This window comes from Fimbriimonadaceae bacterium (assembly GCA_019638775.1).
GTDB lineage: Bacteria > Armatimonadota > Fimbriimonadia > Fimbriimonadales > Fimbriimonadaceae > JAHBTD01.
On record JAHBTD010000001.1, the window covers coordinates 1,190,263 to 1,209,060 of the forward strand.

Genomic DNA, 18,798 nt, shown 5'->3' on the forward strand with positions numbered 1-18,798 from the left:
ATGAGATTCAGTATGATTTCATGTGAGAATCATAATGATTCTCTGTTCGCGCCACTGAGTCTATCGGCGAAAAGTTGCTGTAGGATATATGTGCGTGAGTTTGGGAGGCAAATTGAAACGTACGATTAAAACCTTGTGCGGTGGAGTAGCAATCGCACTTTCGGCAACAAGCTTTGGCCAAGGGCCAAACCAAGTCTATGGCTGGCAAGTCCGGCTTCTCCAAATTGGACAAAGCTACAAACTGCACCAATATGCGTCGGAAGGTTTCACGCCACTTACAGATTGGGCTACGTACCCTTCGGACTGGCACTGGGGCTCAGCTGCATTTGGAGATCATCTTTCGGACGGGCTAAACCAAGAAGACGACATTAATGTCGCTTATGCACTGGCAGTAACGCTCTCAGGTGGAGTAAAGCCACAGTTTCGATGGATTGCTGGACCAAACAATATGCCCGCGCCGCGGTACGTCTACGTGCGAAACGCGGCAAGCGCGACGCGAAGCTCGATGGGGCAAACTCCGCAAGGCACGGTCAATAACGGCCTTGGTTCGCCAACGTCATGGTCGAGTCATGGCTTTCGACAAGCGGGAAGCCGTGTCTACAAGTTGGAGGGCACGGGCTTGATCGAGATGCCGACAAACATGTTGTTTGTGGACTCCTACTTATCATCGGTGGATGGCACACCAATGGGCAATGTCGCGTTCTCTTCTCAGGTCTTGCCCTATCCATACATTTCGGGCAATGAGGTCTTTCATGAAGATTCTGGGAACTTTGGCAAGGGTCCAAACGGTGAAAGAGTGCGAAATCTGTGGAACGCTGAAAAACTCATCCGCGTGGATGCCGTTTTAGAGTGGCGTGATGCTACTTACAATCATCCTGCGGGATGGTATGCCGAACCTGTTCTTGAGGCTAAGCAGAGCATTTACGACTCAAACCGAGTCTACTGGACTCATCATCTACATGGCGACTGTGTCGAGCGTGGTGTGTATTTCAGCTCTGGCGGCGACTGGGGCACGATTCGTCCCTTAATGTACTACGATGCCACGACTGGGCAAGCGTCGAATCAGTTCAGTCTCTTTATCGCGCATGTTGTTGACCGCGAGAACGAGAACAACCCCGAGATTGATATTCCTTTCGAGGTTCGTTGGCACTATCCGTTTGAGAACTGGACTAGGTTTAGCCCAGACGTTCAGCGTTATTTTCCCACTCTGACCCGCAATCCACAACCGTCTCCTGACGGCTGCGGTCCTGGCGACAGTTTTCAATGGGACTCATTCGACCAGAACGCCCGATGGATTGACTACGTAAATTGGGTTCCAGATTGGGCAGGCACAGGTGCTGACTTTGTCTCGATTCCTATTGTGGCGGGTCTGGTTTCGTTTGTTGGGCTCGCGACTGAGCAGATTATTGAGCAAGAGATGCAAGGGCACTCAGCCGCCTTTGAAATTCATTGGGGGAGAGAGACATCGAAATACCTGCCTACCTACAATCCACTAATGAAGGAGAGTTACAAAATGACAGCCGTTTACATGGTTGGCAAAACTGAACACTTTCTGGAAGCTGACGATTACCGAGGCAACAATGGCTATCAAGGTCCAATTCGTAAGGTTCTCAATCGACGAGATGGACGTACTGACGTTTGGGCCACGTTTACATTGGACGGAGGCGATCCTCCTGTCGGTCCACAGGTATAGTAATGAGAGCAATATTAGTTATTCCCACACTACTTGCTGTCGCCTTTGCGTTTGCTCAAGGATCAGGCCCCAATGCAGACCCAATAGGTAGCTACACTGATTTTCGATGGATGACGGAAGAATGGGCAGGTGATGAGCGCGCATACAAACAGATAGCAAGCGAAGTAAAAGCCTCCATAAACAAGAAGTCTGATATTACAGATCTGTACACTAAGGTACGCAGTAAGGCCATTGAGAATCCAAATGACCCCAAACACCTGTACAGATGGATGTTGCTCCTATCATCGGGCAATTATGAAAAAACGCTTAAGTATATCAATTTGAAGACCGATTTCCAGCACGAAGGCATTGCAGTATGGAAACTTGTGCGCAAAGCTCCGTCTCCGAAGAATAGGCTTTTCGCCAGAGCGCGGTTTGTGCTTGAGGCAGAGATAAGAATTCGAATTGAACACTTGCCCATAGCTAAAAGATTGCATGAAACGGACAAGGGTGATGTATATGCTACACACAAATATGCTTTCCTGCTAGCATGCAACAGTAACATTGCGGATTGCCGAAAAGGCATTGCCGTTGCTAAGGAGTTGCTAAAGAAGACGGGGGAAACCTTGTCGACAATGAAGCTTCTTGCTCATTGTTATTCTTCGGCGTGGAGTATAGAAAAGCATAAGCCTGACGCGCGGGCAGCCATTAGCTACTACGAACGAGTAATTGCCCTATCTACTGATGACTATGACAAAAAAGTTAAGAGAAAAATAGTTGAGCAACTAAAACGGGAGATTGGAAATTAGATAGACAACTGCTAATTGACTCACCCGTTTAGAATGCGCAATGAATAGGTAGATAATGCCAGACGACGATCTAAAGAAAGGCCTCAGGACCTTCGGATGGGGCGCTGATCTCATTGCAACCCGCGTTGACAAGGGTGCGTATGGGCTGACGGTCCTGCTGCCAGGCTCTTTTCATTACCGTGGGCACGCGGTCGGTTAGACTGGCAGAGACAGCCCGGAGGTAGCCCAATGATGTATCTATTCCCCCTCGTGGCGCTTTCGGTGGGCGGAGGCTTGGTAAGTGCGAATTCTGCGGAATCGCCCTTGCTCATGAAGAATCCCACCGTGAATGCGTCTCACATTGTCTTCTCGTTTGGAGGAGACTTATGGTCCGTTCCCCGTGATGGCGGCACCGCCGTCCGACTGACAACCAGTCCCGGCAACGAAGACAATCCTTACTTCTCGCCGGATGGCAAGACGATCGCCTTTACCGGTCAGTACGAAGGCAACACCGATGTTTATGTGATGCCAACTTCGGGCGGAGTGCCCAAGCGGCTGACCTATAACCCGGAGGGCGACAGCGTGATCGGCTGGAGTCGCGATGGCAAAAGCGTCGTGTTTTCGTCGGGATATCGGCAGGCGCTGGGTATGCCCGCGATGTTTACCGTCGATCTGAACGGGTCACTGCCCAAGCAGCTTCCGTTCCCAGAGGGCCATCAGGCCTCCTTTTCCCCCGATGGGGCGCGGCTTGCCTACGTGCCCAAATTCCAATTTCAAGCGGCTTGGAAGCGCTATCGCGGCGGCCAAACCTACCCGATCTGGATCGCCAAGATGAGCGATTCGACAGTGACCGAGATCCCAAGAAAGAACTCGAACGACTTTATGCCGATGTGGGTGGAGGACAAGGTCTACTTCCTCTCTGACCGCGAAGGCAAGGTCAAGCTTTTTGACTACGACGTAAACAGCAAGCGAGTTGGGCGAGTGCTCGACAATACAGGCTTCGACTTTAAATCGGCAAGCGCAGGTCCTGGTGCGATTGTGTTGGAGCAGTTTGGCTCGATCAAGCTTTATGATCTGGCGACGAAGAAGCTCACCCATGTACCGGTAGAGATCAACGCCGACTTCCAAGAGGTCCGCACTCGCTACATCAATGTTGGCGACTCCATCACGGGCGGCTCGGTCTCTCCAAATGGCGTACGTCTTGCGGCGAGTGCACGGGGTGAGATTTTTACCGTTCCGGTTGGCAAAGGCACAACCCAGAACATCACGGGCAGCAGCGGCTCACACGAGCGAGCTCCTTCGTGGTCGCCAGACGGTAAGTCGATTGCCTTTCTGAGCGATTCCACCGGGGATTACGAGTTGGTCCTCGCCGATCCCGTCACCGGCAATGTGATCAAGCGATTAAAGCTCGGCTCCGGAGCCAGCTTCTACTACAACCCCACATGGTCGCCGGACAGTAAGAAGATTGCTTACACCGACAAGAGCCAAAAGCTATGGGTGATCGACGTAGAGACGGGCGCGAACAAGGCGATCGACGAGCAGCCCTACTTGGCATCGGATTTCACAACACCGATGAACCCCTCTTGGTCGCACGATAGCAAGTGGATTACTTACACTAGACAGCTCAAGAGCCGTTTGGGCGCGGTCTTTGTCTATTCGATGGAGAGTGGCAAGAGCACCCAGATCACCGACGGGATGAGCGATGCCGCTTCCCCTTCTTTCGACCGAAACGGAAAGTATCTGTACTTCTACGCCAGTACGGATTCGGGCCAATCGAAGGGTTGGCTGGATATGTCGAGCCTCACTTCGATCAACGTCAATAGCTCGGTGTACCTTGTCGTGCTTCGCAACGATGAGCCCTCGCCGCTATCCGCTCCAAACGATCAAGAGAACGTGGTTCCTCAGAAGCCGGAGCCACCCGCCGACGTGCGGATCGACTTTGACGGAATCGGCCAGCGAACGCTTAGCCTTCCGATGCCACAAGGAAACTATGCGGCGCTGCATTCGGGACCAGCAGGCAGCTTCTTTGTGTTGCAAGTTGCCCCCATCGGCAGTCTGGTTGGGGCAGGTGCGATAAACACCGTCTTGTTCAAGTTTGATCTCGCTTCGCGCCGGCCGATGCCGTTTGCGCAGGGCGTGACTGGCTTCGAAGTTGCGGCGGGCGGACAGCACATTCTCCTGCTTCAGGGTGCATCGCCCAGCGTTGTTTCGACGATGGCTCCGCCTCAGCCTGGGCAGGGCGCAGTCAGCGTGGCTGGGCTTCAGATGAAGCTTGAACCTCGCGAAGAGTGGCGTCAGATCTTCGACGAAGCTTTGCGCATTCAGCGCGACTTCTTCTATGCCCCGAACTACCACGGCGTCGATCTCGCAGCTCTCAAGGCAAAGTACACGCCGTTCTTGGAGAATCTGGTCACCCGCGAAGACTTGAACTATCTTCTCGTCGACATGATGGGCGAACTGTGCATCGGCCACATGTATATCGGCGGGGGAGATCAGCCTTCCGTTTCGGGCACTCTGACAGGAGCGCTCGGCGCAGACTATGAGATCGTGAACGGGAAGTACCGGTTTGCCAAGGTCTACAACGGTGAGAACTGGAATCCTGGCCTGCGCGCTCCCCTTACGGAGCCGGGCGTAAACGTGAAGGCAGGCGAGTATTTGCTGGAGATCAACGGCAAAGCGCTCAGCGCGTCGGATAACGTTTATGCTTTCCTGCAAGGCACTGCGGGCAAACACACTCGACTGAAGGTAGGCCCCAATCCTGACGGAACGGGCTCGCGTGAAGTTGTCGTTGTGCCGACCGGCGGTGAAGGTGGTCTGCGCCAGATCGCGTGGATCGAGGGCAACCGCCGAAAGGTGGAAGAAGCGACCGGCGGCAAGGCGGGCTACGTCTACCTGCCGAATACCGGCGTTCCCGGTTTTACGTTCTTCAATCGCTACTATTACGCGGCGATAGGAAAAGAGGGCGCGGTCATCGATGAGCGGTACAACGGCGGTGGATTCGTTGCAGATTACATCGTTGATATGATGCGGCGGCCTGTGGCGAGCGTGTGGACCGGGCGTCAGGGCGAAGACTTTGCGTCTCCGGCTCAGGCGATCAACGGACCCAAGGTGATGCTCATCAACGAGTACGCTGGTTCCGGTGGTGACTACCTTCCCTACCTGTTCCGATTCCATAAGGTTGGACAGTTGGTTGGAAAGCGGACATGGGGCGGCTTGGTCGGAATCGGCGGCACGCCGGACCTGATCGATGGCGGAACTCAGACTGCACCTGGATTTGCCGCGAGAACACCGGACGGCAAGTTCATGATCGAAAATGAGGGCACACCTCCCGACGTTGAAGTGGAGATGGACCCGGCGCTGTGGCGTCAGGGCCGTGACCCACAGTTGGAAAAGGCGATTGAGATCTTGCTGAAGGAGATTGCCAATAATCCTGTGAAGCCGGTTGCAAAGCCATCCTGGCCCGATAAGACAAAGGTCGGGGGCGGTTAGCAGTTAAGGAACTGTTGTGGCTATCGGCTAATAGCCGATAGCCACAACCTTCCTCCCCCTCCTTGGCTCTTACGCCGTCGAGACGCGGAGTGGGAGGCAGTGGGGATGAGCTGCAACAGAGCCTCGCCGCGATGATGCCGTGCGACCTACACATAAGAAACACTGACAGCTAAGAGAGTCCTGTGGGACGGCTTTGCGCCATCTCGAGAAACAGGATCACAGTCGGTGCCCGCTGACCATTTAAACTTTCCGACTAAACTCTCCACATGACTGCCGAAATCGTCTCCGTAGGAACGGAGATTCTCATGGGCCAAATCGTCGACACGAATGCCCAGCACCTGGGACAGCTTCTCCCAGAATTCGGCATCGTGCATCGGTACCGCCAAACCGTCGGCGATAACGCCGAACGCCTTGCCGAGGCGCTTAAGCTAGCGCTGTCCCGCGCAGACATTGTCTTTACCATCGGCGGCCTCGGCCCAACCGAAGACGATCTCACTCGCGACGGCATTGCTGCTGCCCTTCAGGAAGAGTTGATCTTGGATAAGGTGCTTGAAGAAAGGCTCCGTAAGCTCTTTGCGCTCCGCAATCTGCCCTGGATGGAGACTCAAATCCGGCAAGCCATGCTCCCCCCCAGCGCCGAGCCGATCAAGAATCCTAATGGAACCGCCCCTGGCCTCATCTGCCAAAAGGATGGAAAGATCGTCATCGCCCTGCCTGGACCCCGGGGTGAGTTCGTCCCGATGGTTGACGGTCCAGTTCACGAGTTCCTCACTTCTCTCGCTGCCGACGAGGTCATCCGCTCCCGATTCCTCAAGGTTGTCGGAATGGGCGAGAGCATCGTCGAAGACAGACTTCGCGACCTCATGTCGGTCGATAACCCAAGCGTTGCTCCCTACGCAAAGCCCGGTGAAGTTCATCTGAGGCTTACCGCAAAGGCGTCAAACAAGGTCGAAGCCGACATGATGCTGCGCCCCCTCGAAGCCGAAATCCGCAGTCGCATCGGAGACGCCATCTTTGGCAAGGGGAATCAAACGCTTGAAGAGGTCATTCTGGAACTGTTGCGGAAAGCGAAGCAGACCCTCTCCGTCGCAGAAAGCTGTACCGGCGGTGGGCTCGGTTCAAGACTCACCAACGTGCCCGGCTCTAGCGATGTGTTTGTCGGCGGCATCATCAGCTACGCCAACGAAGTCAAGACAAGCCATCTCGACGTCCATCCTGCGATGCTCAGCGAAGGCGGTCCCGGCGCGGTTTCAGCCGAATGCGCTGAAGCGATGGCCCAAGGAGCCGCCAAAAATCTCAAAACCGACTGGTCGCTCAGCATCACCGGAATCGCAGGACCGGGCGGGGCAACCCCTGGCAAACCTGTGGGTCTGGTCTATATCGGCCTGCAAAGCCCGAGAGGAGTGCAGGTCGAAGAGCACCGTTTTCGCGGAGATCGTTCAAGCGTTCGTGAAAGAAGCGTTCTATCCGCCCTTAGCCTGCTCTGGCGCGAACTCAAACACGGCTAATCGCTACCCGACCGGAATCACAAGCTTGATCGCAAGCCGCTGACGAAACTCTGCCGTATTGGGGTCGCCCAAAATTACAAAGAGCTCCGCGCCTTTAAAGCCCGCGCTCCGAAAGGCCACATACCAGTTTGTGGTCCCATTGGTTTGTACTAGCCGCCCGCTTAACGATCGTTTTGCGTCGATCTCCCAAGAAACCGTACCGACAAACTGGTCGTCAGTGCCGAAATACTCCTGCTTGTTGTACTGTGCGCCAACGTCGATCCTTCGCATCACCCGCAGGCTTCCCGAGGCGCTGTAGAGCTTGTAAGACTGATCGGCTCTCTTGCCGAATTGGTGGTAAATGTTAAACCTCTGGAAACGGTTGCTCTGACCGATGGTGTGCCCTACGCCCCAAACGGTATCCCTTGCACCTTCCCACACCCGATTCTCATAGCTCACCGACGTCCGCTGATCGTTGCGTGTGCGCAAGCCAAGGCTCAAATCCCAGCCGTGCTCGTCTTCAGTCCCGTCGTAATGATCAAAGCTCGATGCAAAGAAGTTGGCGTCGTAACTCTGAATCCAAGAGTCGTTCAACTGCCTTCCATACTCGGAATACAGGTAAGTCCCTCGACGGTCGTTAAACGGAATAAAGGCCAGCGCCGGACGGAAGTCCGGATCAATCGCCATGTGCCTCAACGTCGCAAACAGCGTGGGCACCTGATAGTCGACGGAATACGAATATGCTGACGCGTTGTAGTTCGCATCCATCTCTCGAATCCCTTCACCGGACACAAACCAGTTGCCGAGCCTCTTCAAGACATTGGCGCCAACCGCCGAGTTCTGCCTGCCCGAACCGTTATGGGTGGTCCCAAATAAACCATATTGCGTCATTGCGTCGGCGTCGTAATCGAGATTAAACGCACCGTTCACCTCGTCGTCCTGTCCCAACGTCGCCAAAGCTCCGACAGCAATCTTGTCAGTCAGCTTGCCGTAGCCTTTCGTTCCCACGTCAAAATCAGCGATCCTCCGGCTGTAAAAAAGTCTGCCGATGCTGTGCTGCCAAGTCAGATTAAACAGGCTGCCACCTTCGGCAAAGAATGGCCTTGTATCGCCGAGGAAACGCTCTGACCGCGTGAACTCTATCCCCACAACTGATTGCTCGATATTCTTAAAGTCGGGGTTGAAGCTTGCAACTCCCGTCAACTGCGACGAGATTGGAATCTTGACGTCCAAGCCAGCATCAAGGCCGATCTTGCTGTTCTCAAAATCCCATTCGCCAACGGTATACGGCAGAAGTTGAATCTTAGGCTTCGAGCGCGAAGTCGGCATTTGCACACCCTGCCAGGTCGCATTCAGCTCGGGGCGTTCGCTGGAAGTTGTAAAGCTCCAAATGGAGAGCTTGCTTTGGCGTCCGTGCCAGCGCACAAAGTTAAAGTTCAAATCGCGCGGCTCGCCTCCGGTGGGGTGGTCGATGACCTCCCAAGGAATTCGCATCTCCACGACGTAGCCAAAATCAGTTTTTTGAGCCGCCGCCTGCCAGTCACCCCGCCACTCGCGCTTGCTTGCGCGGCCTCCGGCAATCTCTTCACTCTGCGTCCCAATCGCGTTCACGCGAAAGAAACTCGTGCTGCCGTACTGTTGGGTGTTGAAGGGGTCAATACGAAAGACAACGACGTCATCGCCACTCAAATCGACTCCCGGCTTGATTTCTCGGGCGACGATCTTCTGCGGCTCAGAATCGTAGCACTTGAACGCCACAAAGATCGCCTTGTCGTCGTAGCCGATCCATACCTCTGTCTTTTCAACAGGAGCCGAACCGTCGAACCGCTCGACAAAGCCGGTGCAATGAGAGGCCTGCTCCCATTCGCCATCGCCGAGCTTTCCGTCGATAACGGGCGGCGTCACAATCTTTGCCGCCGGCAGCTTCCTCGCCGACTCCTGACCCCACACAACACCATGCACGAGCATAAGGAGCCCGCCCACAACCGCAAATCGCAAATCCTTCCTCCAATTCCCCGCCGAACGTCATGCGTTCGGACTGATTACGACGGCCTCTTTCCCCTCAGTTCCAAAAGGATGATTTCTTTCAAAAGTGTGCACATGCCAGCCAAAGAAACGAGCGCAAAGAGGCCCAAATCGCACTAAAATACTCAAGGTTGTAGAGAGGATTCACCTCACTGCAAACGGAGGTCGATGATGAAAATCAAAACCGTCGGCATTTTGGCCTTGGCGCTGCCGCTATTGATAGCGGCAACGCCCCAAAAGAAGCCGACAAGTGAACAACTCAAGCAGGAGTTTACGAAGCTCCAGCAAGAATTCTACAAAGCGCAAGAGGAGTACTACGCTCCCTACCAAAAGGCGGCCAAAGATGGCAAGCCCCCGCCTAAGCTCGACAAATCGAAGGACCCAGCCTTGCTGTTCCTCGCAAGGTTTAAGAGCTTTGCCAAGAGAGCCGAAGGCGATTTGAAAGCCGGGCCGCTCGCCGAAGGGATGGTCATCCAAGTTGCCGGCGATAGGGACAAGAAGGCTACCGAGGAATCCATCGGCAAGCTGCTCGGGATGTATATCACATCACCTGATCTGGCACAGCAGCTCTATCCGATCTGTATGGGCTACGACATGATGCTGGGGTGGAACACGGAGGAATCGAACAAGGCAACGACGAAGGCGTTGATGACGATCGAAACCAAATCGCCCCACAAAGAGGTGCGGGTAGCCGCTCTCTATCAAAGGGGAGTACTACTAAGCTCGCCGTACGAAACGGAGAAGCCAGACATCGCCGCCGCCAAACGGGTTTTTAACCGTGTGATCGAACAGTACGGAGATACCCAGTACGCCGAGCGCGCCAAAGGCGCTCTGTTCGAGATGGACAATCTCTCGATCGGCAAAGTGGCTCCCGACTTCGAACTCGAAGACGAGAATGGTGTCAAGTGGAAGCTCTCCGACTACCGAGGCAAAGTGGTGGTCTTGGACTTCTGGGGGTTCTGGTGAGGTCCCTGTAGAGCGATGTTGCCGCACGAGAAAGAGATGGTGGAGCGTCTGAAAGACAAACCTTTTGCTCTCCTCGGGCTCAACAGCGATGGCGACCGTGCAGTCGTCAATAAAATCTTAAAGGAACAGGGAATCACATGGAGACAGGGCATCCTTGGTTCGACCAATGGTGACCTTCCCCGAAAGTGGAACGTTCGTGGCTGGCCCACGATCTACATCATCGATCACAAGGGCGTCATCCGCTTCAAAGACCTTCGGGATGAGCAGATGGAAGACGCCGTCAATAAACTCCTCAAAGAGATGGAGTCCGGCAAGTCATAGAACTGATAGCCGATAGCCGATAGCTGATAGCTACGGTTGGATGCTAACACCCATGCCTCCACCCTCCCAAAGGGTGGAGGCTAAAAGAGCCACTCAGCGATTCCACACCCCGTTTCTCCACTCCTTACCCAAGTTTTACAAATCTTCCGGAGCCAGCCTATAAGCCGGATTCTGTCTTTGTGCGACGATTTCTCTATGCGGCCAACCCGGAGGGTCGTCGGGCCGAGTCATCCCCTCCCTATTTGGCCTTGCTTCCGGCGGGGTTTGCCGAGCCGCATGGTTACCCAATGCGCTGGTGAGCTCTTGCCTCACCGTTTCACCCTTACCGGAAGGCATCGGGCGTTAGGCGTGTGGCGTTCGGGGATTTCCCGGTGCCTAAAGCCTAAAGCCCAACGCCAACCGGCGGTTTTCTTTCTGTTGCACTTTCCGTCGGGTCGCCCCGCCCCACCTTGCCGAAGCTTGATGGGCGCCGTGCCCTATGAAGTCCGGACTTTCCTCTACCGGATGCGGTTGCCCGCATCACGATAGCCGTCGCCCAGCTGGCTCCAATCTGATTATGGGACCGTTTTGGCATCACGCGTTAGGCATCGCGCAATGAGAACGTATCTGACGGCATGCCTTGAAGGCTTGAGTCTTTACGATTCACGATTAACGACTCACAACCCATAGTGTTCCAGCATCCGTCCAAACAAAATCTTCACGAACTGAAGATTTCTGATGCATTCAACGGGGTGATTCGGCTATTGTTGGAAGCACAAATGCGGAATTGTAATGGTCCCGATTCTGGTTAAGGACAGCAAACCGGGGTGAACTATCAACGACGTCAAACGTATGAACGGATACATGCGATGGCGCTATCCCGACCCTGACGACCACGCTGAGAACGCGCGGCGTGAGGCGGTGATTGACAGGATCGATGGGTGGTGGAAAGCGTTTAAGGAGGCTACGCCGCTTATCCTGGGGCGACTCCAGAACCAAAACGAATTCGATATCCCGGCTTTCTTGCATGAATCGCTCCACGCCATCGACCCCAACTTGATGTGGGAGTTCGGGCCAAAAACACGGGGCAGCGGGCACCGACTCGTGATCACATGCGAACACATTCACTGTCTCCGACCTATGGTTCGGGACATTATCCGAAGAGCGCCAAAGATGGACGGGTGGGAGTTCCTCCCTTGCCGTGTTGCCGAATCTGCTGAGATGGCCGAGTCGATTGTCTATGCGCGCACTGGGCGCAAATCCACCTGCAAAGGCGTCGATGTTCGACCAAGCAAGCACGGCCAGATCGACCTGGAGTTTTACTTCCCTACCATCGGATACAGCGAGCGAACCGCCTTCGAGGAGGCGTTTGTTCTCACCGAAACTCTTCTCGGCGAAGAGGTCTTGAATATCTGGATTGGGCAGATTAGCGCCCGGTCCGCACTCGTCGGAAGCGGCAAGCTTAAGCTTGCCGGTCTGCATCCTGCCGTCGACAGCATCATCCATCGCTATTGTGCCGATCTTCCGCAATCGCCACGATGGAAGAATCCAGGCGATGGGATCAACTATGGCATGTTTGACCTTGGAAAGCACACACGCGAGCAGACCGACGACGTGTCCCGCGATGATCTCGTCACGCTCACCATCGACTCTCAGATCGGCGCTGCGTTCCTAACCGGTCCGCTCTTCTACTCGGTCCGTCACTCGCGCCACGGAGAAACGTTCTGCTTCATACAGATCGACAACAGCGCCCAAGAGCTACCCCACAGCATCGCAACGCGCTCGACCATGGAGGACGCTCTCGACAACGCCCTCGTCCCCAAAGGGCTTGGCTGTGTCATAGGCAGCGGATTTGGCACAAAACATCTCTCAATAGAACTCGCCCTAACCAATGTCCCGGCGTGTCTTCCCATCGTCCGCGACGTTCTCAGCAGCTTTAGCGTCCCCAAGAAAACCTGGCTGCTCTTCCACGATGTCGAACTCGCCGCCGAGTGGTACGGAATATGGCCCGACACCCCCGAGCCCAGAGGAATAGCAAAGCCGGGAACCGAGATCAGCGCCACCGCCTTCAAACCATAAGGCATACGTGTTTTCCCACCAGCAAATCCACGTAAGTCGCAGGTCCGCCTCACTGAGCATGCCGCTGGTAAACTGAACTCATGACGCAGCGTCTCCCCGAATGGCTCAAAATCCGCCTCCCAAGGCCGGAGGTCATCAAGGAAGTTGAGGGGATGATGCGCTCGAAAAACCTCCACACTGTTTGTGAGAGCGCCCGCTGCCCGAACCTTCCCGAATGCTGGAGCAAGAAAACCGCGACCTTTATGATCCTGGGCGATACCTGCACCCGATCCTGTGGATTCTGTGCGATCAAGGTCGGTAAGGGGCTGGAGCTTGATCCGTTCGAGCCCGCCAATGTCGCCAAAGTCTCCGCCGACCTCGGACTGAAGCACGTTGTTGTCACCAGCGTAGCCCGTGACGATCTACCCGATGAGGGAGCGGAGCAGTTTGCCCAAACCATTCGTGCGATGCGGCACAAGTCGCCGCTTGCGATTGTCGAGGTGCTTACCCCCGACTTCAAAGCCAAGCCAGAACTCGTCAAGATCGTTTGCGACGCACGCCCCGATATCTACAACCACAACATCGAAACGATCTCCCGTTTGCACAAGATCGTGCGCCCACAGGCAAAATACGGCCGGACGCTTCGAGTGCTCGAAATGGTCAAGGAGTACGACTCAACGATCTATACAAAATCGGGCATTATGCTCGGTCTCGGCGAAACGAGAGATGAGGTTTTGCAGGTCTTGAAAGACCTCCGGTCCGTCGGCGTCGATGCCGTCACCATCGGGCAGTATCTGCGCCCGACGATGAAGCACCTGCCCGTCCACTCCTTCATCCATCCCGACGAGTTCAAAGAGTACGAAACCATCGGTGAAGAGCTTGGCTTTGCGTTTGTCGCTAGCGGACCATTTATCCGCAGCTCCTACAACGCCATCGAATTCAGCAAGAAAGTCATGGGCGAACGGCTCGCCGCGATGGATGCCCAGGAAGCCCGCAAGGGCGTCGGCAAGGGTATCCCCCTACCAATCGCTGAATGATCGCGAACCTTCGATCTGCCGCATCCAACCCCCGCTCCCAAACATTTTGCGAATAGCGCCCCCGCCTTTTGACGTCTTAAAGAGATACAGTTGGAGGAGTGGTGTCTCTTGCGCCCAAGAGTGCCTCCGCCAACTGTCTTGACAACCACCGTCTCAGGCTCATGTTGTAGGTATTTGCACGGTCGTTGAAGAACCTGATTATTACGAATGACCACCAGGGACCAAGCCACATATAGAAGAACCGATGTGGTTGCCGACGCCGCGAAAGGGAGGCCCGCATGAAGCTGCTTACCCGCTTTGCTGGCTGGCTCACCCTCGTTGCCCCCATCCTGATATTCACTTTTTGGGGTGCAACCTACGTGTTTGCCTGTTTCGACCAGTTGCTCTCCCCTGGCAAGCCGCTTGATGTCTCCATACCCACCCGCTCTGGCGACCTCCGGCTCAAGGCTGATCGCTACTCCATCAGTATTTGGCAAGGGGCTCTCATCGCCGACAAGGTGAGGATTTATGAAGCCGACGGAAGCCTCCTTGCCGGAGCCGACCGCCTGACCGCGACGATGCCCGGCTCAGACCAACAGTGGAATGGGCCCGTAAACGTTCGCGTGCGCGGGTTGCAGGCCGTGCTCAAGCGCAACGCCGATCGCAGCTTCCCCGCCCTGAACTATCTGCCTGAGTCCACCGACGAACCGAGCACAACCCCGTTCTCCGTCGAGATCGAAGGGGCAAAGCTCACCGTAGAAGATGACGCCGATGGCGGGCTCCTCACCGGCGAATACAGAATCGGCTCTGCAAAAGTGGAGGGGCTCGGAGAGCAGTGGGTCGCCAAGCTCGACCTCGCCCGTTCGGGAGCCGCCGGTTCCATCCTCGCCTCGCTTCGGCAAGATCCAAGCTCCGCCCTCGTCGCCGAAGTGGAGTTCCTTGATGCCCAAGGCGCTGACATCGTGGGCAAACTCGCAGGCATTGAAGACTTTAAAGACGAAGAGTGGCCCCGGCTCATTTCGGCAAAAACACTTATTCTGAACGGTAAGGCCACCCTCATCTTCCCCAAAGATGGTGACTGGACAATGAAGTCAAGGCTCGATGTCCAGGCGCGTGGAGTGGCTTACGGCAAAGATTGGCAAGCGCAAGAAGCAAACTTCCTCGGTGAAGTTCGTGAGAGTGGCGCTACCGGTCAAATCAAAGCGGTCGCTGGTGGACAGCCCGCCAACTTCGACGGTCGTGCCGACTGGTCCGGCGACCTGCAGATCGCAGGCCGAGCCTCGGCAAGAGTCGCAAGCCTAAGCCGTTTGCCCGCAAGCCTCCGTAAAGATATCCCCGCCGGAGCCGACTTCAGCGATGCCTCTTTCGAGGGTTGGGTGGGTTATCACGCAAAGGATGGACCGAGCCTCACCGGCGAGGTGAAGGCGGCTGCCCTCCAGTGGCAAGACGAATCGCTTCGCTCCCCACGGGCCGATCTTGGCTATGCAAACGGCAGGCTCGTCGCCGATGTTCGCGGAGGTTCGGTGCTGGGCGGCACGACGTCTGGAATCCTACAGTACGAAGAGAAGACGGGAAAGCTAAGCGGCGAACTTGACGTCAGCAATATCAACCTCTCCAGCGTCGGAAAGAAATATCTCGACCGAGGCATGAAAGGCACTGGGCAAGTCTCTGTACTTCTCAACGGCACCACGGATGCCCCTCTTATCGAACTCCGCGCCCACGGGCTCGGCAGTGTCGTCATCGCTGATAACCGCTACTCGCCGACATCGAATATCGAGTTCGGCGGAATGTTCACCGAAGCGGGCCTGGACATACGACGCCTCAAGGTCTACTACGGAGAGACTGCCGCGATGCTCACGGGGCAGTGGGACGCCAAAGACGGCAAGCTCTCAATCGATGGCAGCGTACGTCGTTTGCAGCTCGAAGACTGGCTTGAGAACACAACCGGAACCGCCAACGCAGAGATTACAATCGCCGGAACCGCCGAGAAGCCGGAGCTATCCGGATTCGCCGAGGTTTACGCCGCGAAGATCTACGACTACGCACTCCCCTTCGCGAGCTCTGATTTCGTCATCGAAAAAGATCGTGTGCTTGCCAGCGATATGCTGCTCACCCGAGGCGCATCAAAGGTTCGGGGTGAGGTGGCATACGCTTTTGAGAGCGGCAAGCTCGACGGCACCCTTTCGGGTGAATCCATCCAGCTTGCCGAATGGGGCCCTGAAGAGATATCTGGCCTCGTCGACTTCGATAAAGCCAAAGTCGGTGGAACTCTCGAACACCCCCGCGTTGAAGGAAAGCTTCTCGTCGAAGCTCTCCTTCTGCACAGCGTCCCGCTGGATTCGGGCGAGGCTACTGTCGTGCTTGACGGCAAGACGCTCGACGTTCTTTCCCTCAGTATTCAAGGTGACGCTGGAGCGGCAACTGGTAAAGGCTTCTACAACTTGGAGACGCAGAGTGGACAGTTTGAGGCGACTTGCGACAAGGTCGTCCTCGCAGAAGTGTTGCCCGAACTCCCCGAGCAAACCCAGATCGACGGCACCCTCCGACAGGTCCAAGCCGTTGCCACCATTCAAGACGGCAGAATCTCTGTGGCTACCGCCGAGGGAACCGTCAGCGCACTCAGTATCAACCGCACACCGTTGGGGCAGGGGCAGTGGTCGGCAAGAATCGATGGGGACGATTATTCGGCCTCGGCAACCATTGGTCAAATCGACGCATATATAGAAGCTAACAATTTAAAGTACAACATATCGACGAAAGCGACCTCGGGCGAGGTCTACGTCAAGGGCTTCCCCGTTCGTGATCTCTACCGGCTGGGCAGACCCTATGTCACCGTACAATCCGGTCAAGCCGCGCCCCCTAAATTCGAGATGCCTGCCGCGCTCATAGAGCAACTTGACCGGTTCCAGGGCACGCTCAACGCCGGTCTCATCCTTTCGGGAACGCTCGATAGCGTCAATATCGAGTGCCCCGACCTCACGCTCGAAAAAATGGAGCTTGACGGACAGACCGCCGGAGAGCTTGCCACTGCGTTCGTCCGCAAAGACCAGGTCTGGAATGTCGAAAAGTTCACGTGGAAAGGTGGCCCCGGAAACCTCACAATCACCGGAACAGTCGATGAGCACGGCGAAATGGACCTTGACGGCGAAGTCAAGAACTTCAAACCGGCATGGCTCGCCACCGTTTTGAGGGATTTCCCCACCATCCCCGGCGAAGCCACGATGTCGTTTATCGCCACCGGGCCGACCCAAAGCCCCGTCATCCACGCCAGCTTCGATGGTGAGATTGTGGCGGAGCGGGTCGCAAGCGCTGCGCTCGCGGGTGAAGAAGCCATCGCCGCCGAAACCAAAACCGGACGAGCGCCTCTTGGGTTGGTCCTCGACACCATCGAAGTCGAACAAGGCTCCATCACAGCCCAGGGTCGACTCAATTACGGAGGTTTCCAAGGCCGGATTGACGCCAAGGTACCGTTCGAATATCCCTTCACCATCCCCGAAGATCAGCCGATCTTTGCCAAACTCGACTTCGGAAAGCGAAGCTTGACCGAACTCAAAGAGCTGATTCCCTCGCTCGACGAGAAGCGAACGCAAGGCGAAGCGACGGCATCGCTCACGATCACTGGCACAAAGGCCGATATCGTTGTCGATGGGTCGGTCCTCGTCAATGCCAAAGCTCTCGCCATCGATTCGATGCGAACTTATCTCACAGACCTTAATGCATCGGTAAAGATTGACGAGGACAGACTTCAGCTCAGCGCCACCGCACTTAGCAGTCGGGCTTCTTCCAACAAGAGCCAGGGCAGCGTTGACGTCGTTGCCGTAGTGGGTCTAAGTGAGCTCACTCAAGCCCTCTCCGCATCGCCCGACCTCGATTCCATCCCCGTGGATGCCAACGTCAAGCTTGCCAACTTTGCCGTTAGCGAGGACCTGCAAGAACGGATTGGTGGAAAGTCAGAGCCCCGGCTAAAAGGATCGGGAACGGTTGATGGAGAGGTCTTCGTTGGAGGAACGCTAGGAAACCTAGTGATCCAAACCAACTCCCCACTGATCCTCTCAAATGTCGACGGCACGTTCATCAGTTCGTTCGAGGGTGGCGCGTATCAAGAGCCCTCCCCCAACGCTCCCAAACTCGGCATCGACTTTGTGGTCGGCTCTGCCTCCAAGCCCGCCGACGTCAACGTCTCGAACGCGGTTTTTGCCATGTATGGTCAGGGCCGTATCGAAGGCACAACCGAGCAGCCCGACGCCCGCGCAAATCTGACGCTCTCATCAGGGACGATCCGCCTCCCCAACGCCCGAGTGATGATGGACGACGGCGGTACGATGCGGTTCATCTACAAGGGTGGCCGCCCTGACCAAGCTGAGACGCGTCTGGATGTGGACCTCACCGGACGGACGAGCTTATCCGCACGAAGCTCAACGGGACTTGTCGAGCGATACGAAATCCGAATCGCCGTAACCGGAAACCTCCTTGAGCCGGAGGGGCAGCGTATTCTCGCCACCAGCGAACCCGCCGACCTCTCCCAGCAGAAGATTCTCGCCCTGCTCGGGCAAAGCCAAATCTTTGAGAACCTCGATCCAGGAGCGGATTCTCAGCAGCTCCAGCGCCAACTGCAAGAGGCTCTCGCTGGTGTGGCGCTGCCGGTCGTCTTCGACGCTGTTACAGGTGAACTGGCCCGCAGCCTTGGTCTCGACTTCCTTAACTTCGAGTACAACGGATACGAAGGCGCTGTGGTTGCCTTTGGAAAATCGCTCGGCAGAAATCTCACCCTGCAAGGTCGACGACAGCTGCAAGACCGCCCTGGCGAGATCATCCGGTACGACCTCAGCCTTGTCTATCGCCCGTTCCAAAGGAGGGGCTCTTTCCGAAACGTCTCCTTCACAGCTGGAATGGATCAAGATAGGCCCTACAAGATCGGCATTGAGTACACGATCCGCTTCTAAGGACCCATACGACGAAACGCAGTCAGGCGTGAATAGTCCAATCCGCGAAGGGTG

General features: G+C 55.8%; 10 protein-coding genes and 1 other RNA gene. 9 read left to right on the top strand and 2 right to left on the bottom strand.

All coding sequences use genetic code 11. The features are described 5' to 3' along the window. The first annotated feature begins 112 nt into the window (after nt 1-112). The 4 genes from KF784_05580 (at nt 113) to KF784_05595 (ending at nt 7,457) form a co-directional block, all read left to right on the top strand. Entirely contained in the window at nt 113-1,693 is a 1,581-nt protein-coding gene (locus KF784_05580) for a hypothetical protein (GenBank protein ID MBX3118515.1), read from the top strand. A gap of 2 nt (nt 1,694-1,695) precedes the next feature. Further along, nucleotides 1,696-2,481, top strand: coding sequence for a hypothetical protein (locus KF784_05585; protein ID MBX3118516.1), 786 nt, complete (start codon nt 1,696-1,698; stop codon nt 2,479-2,481). Between the two features lie 228 nt (nt 2,482-2,709). Beyond that, nucleotides 2,710-5,949, top strand: a complete 3,240-nt coding sequence (locus tag KF784_05590) for a PD40 domain-containing protein (protein MBX3118517.1) — start codon at nt 2,710-2,712, stop codon at nt 5,947-5,949. Nucleotides 5,950-6,215: 266 nt separating this feature from the next. Next, nucleotides 6,216-7,457: a competence/damage-inducible protein A gene (locus KF784_05595; GenBank protein ID MBX3118518.1), complete on the top strand. Its 1,242-nt coding sequence runs from the start codon at nt 6,216-6,218 to the stop codon at nt 7,455-7,457. A gap of 3 nt (nt 7,458-7,460) precedes the next feature. On the opposite strand, the gene KF784_05600 is transcribed toward KF784_05595, so the two are convergent. Continuing rightward, nucleotides 7,461-9,434: a carbohydrate binding family 9 domain-containing protein gene (locus tag KF784_05600; protein MBX3118519.1), complete on the bottom strand. Its 1,974-nt coding sequence runs from the start codon at nt 9,432-9,434 to the stop codon at nt 7,461-7,463. A 195-nt stretch (nt 9,435-9,629) separates the two neighbouring features. Here KF784_05600 and KF784_05605 point away from each other — a divergent pair, with 195 nt between their 5' ends. Continuing rightward, nucleotides 9,630-10,427 carry a redoxin domain-containing protein gene (locus KF784_05605; GenBank protein ID MBX3118520.1) on the top strand — a complete coding sequence of 266 codons (798 nt, stop codon included), beginning with the start codon at nt 9,630-9,632 and terminating at the stop codon, nt 10,425-10,427. Nucleotides 10,428-10,442: 15 nt separating this feature from the next. After that, nucleotides 10,443-10,748 (top strand): TlpA family protein disulfide reductase, encoded by a 306-nt coding sequence (locus tag KF784_05610; protein ID MBX3118521.1) that lies wholly within the window; start codon nt 10,443-10,445, stop codon nt 10,746-10,748. Between the two features lie 144 nt (nt 10,749-10,892). Here KF784_05610 and rnpB read toward each other — a convergent pair. Beyond that, an RNA gene (rnpB, locus tag KF784_05615) (RNase P RNA component class A) lies at nt 10,893-11,295 on the bottom strand. Between the two features lie 284 nt (nt 11,296-11,579). On the opposite strand from rnpB, the gene KF784_05620 reads away from it, so the two are divergent. From KF784_05620 to KF784_05630, 3 genes are all read left to right on the top strand, one after another. Next, nucleotides 11,580-12,806, top strand: a complete 1,227-nt coding sequence (locus KF784_05620; GenBank protein MBX3118522.1) for a hypothetical protein — start codon at nt 11,580-11,582, stop codon at nt 12,804-12,806. An 80-nt stretch (nt 12,807-12,886) separates the two neighbouring features. After that, nucleotides 12,887-13,822 (top strand): lipoyl synthase, encoded by a 936-nt coding sequence (lipA, locus tag KF784_05625; GenBank protein ID MBX3118523.1) that lies wholly within the window; start codon nt 12,887-12,889, stop codon nt 13,820-13,822. Nucleotides 13,823-14,100: 278 nt separating this feature from the next. Next, nucleotides 14,101-18,744: a translocation/assembly module TamB domain-containing protein gene (locus tag KF784_05630; GenBank protein MBX3118524.1), complete on the top strand. Its 4,644-nt coding sequence runs from the start codon at nt 14,101-14,103 to the stop codon at nt 18,742-18,744. Nucleotides 18,745-18,798 lie beyond the last annotated feature (54 nt).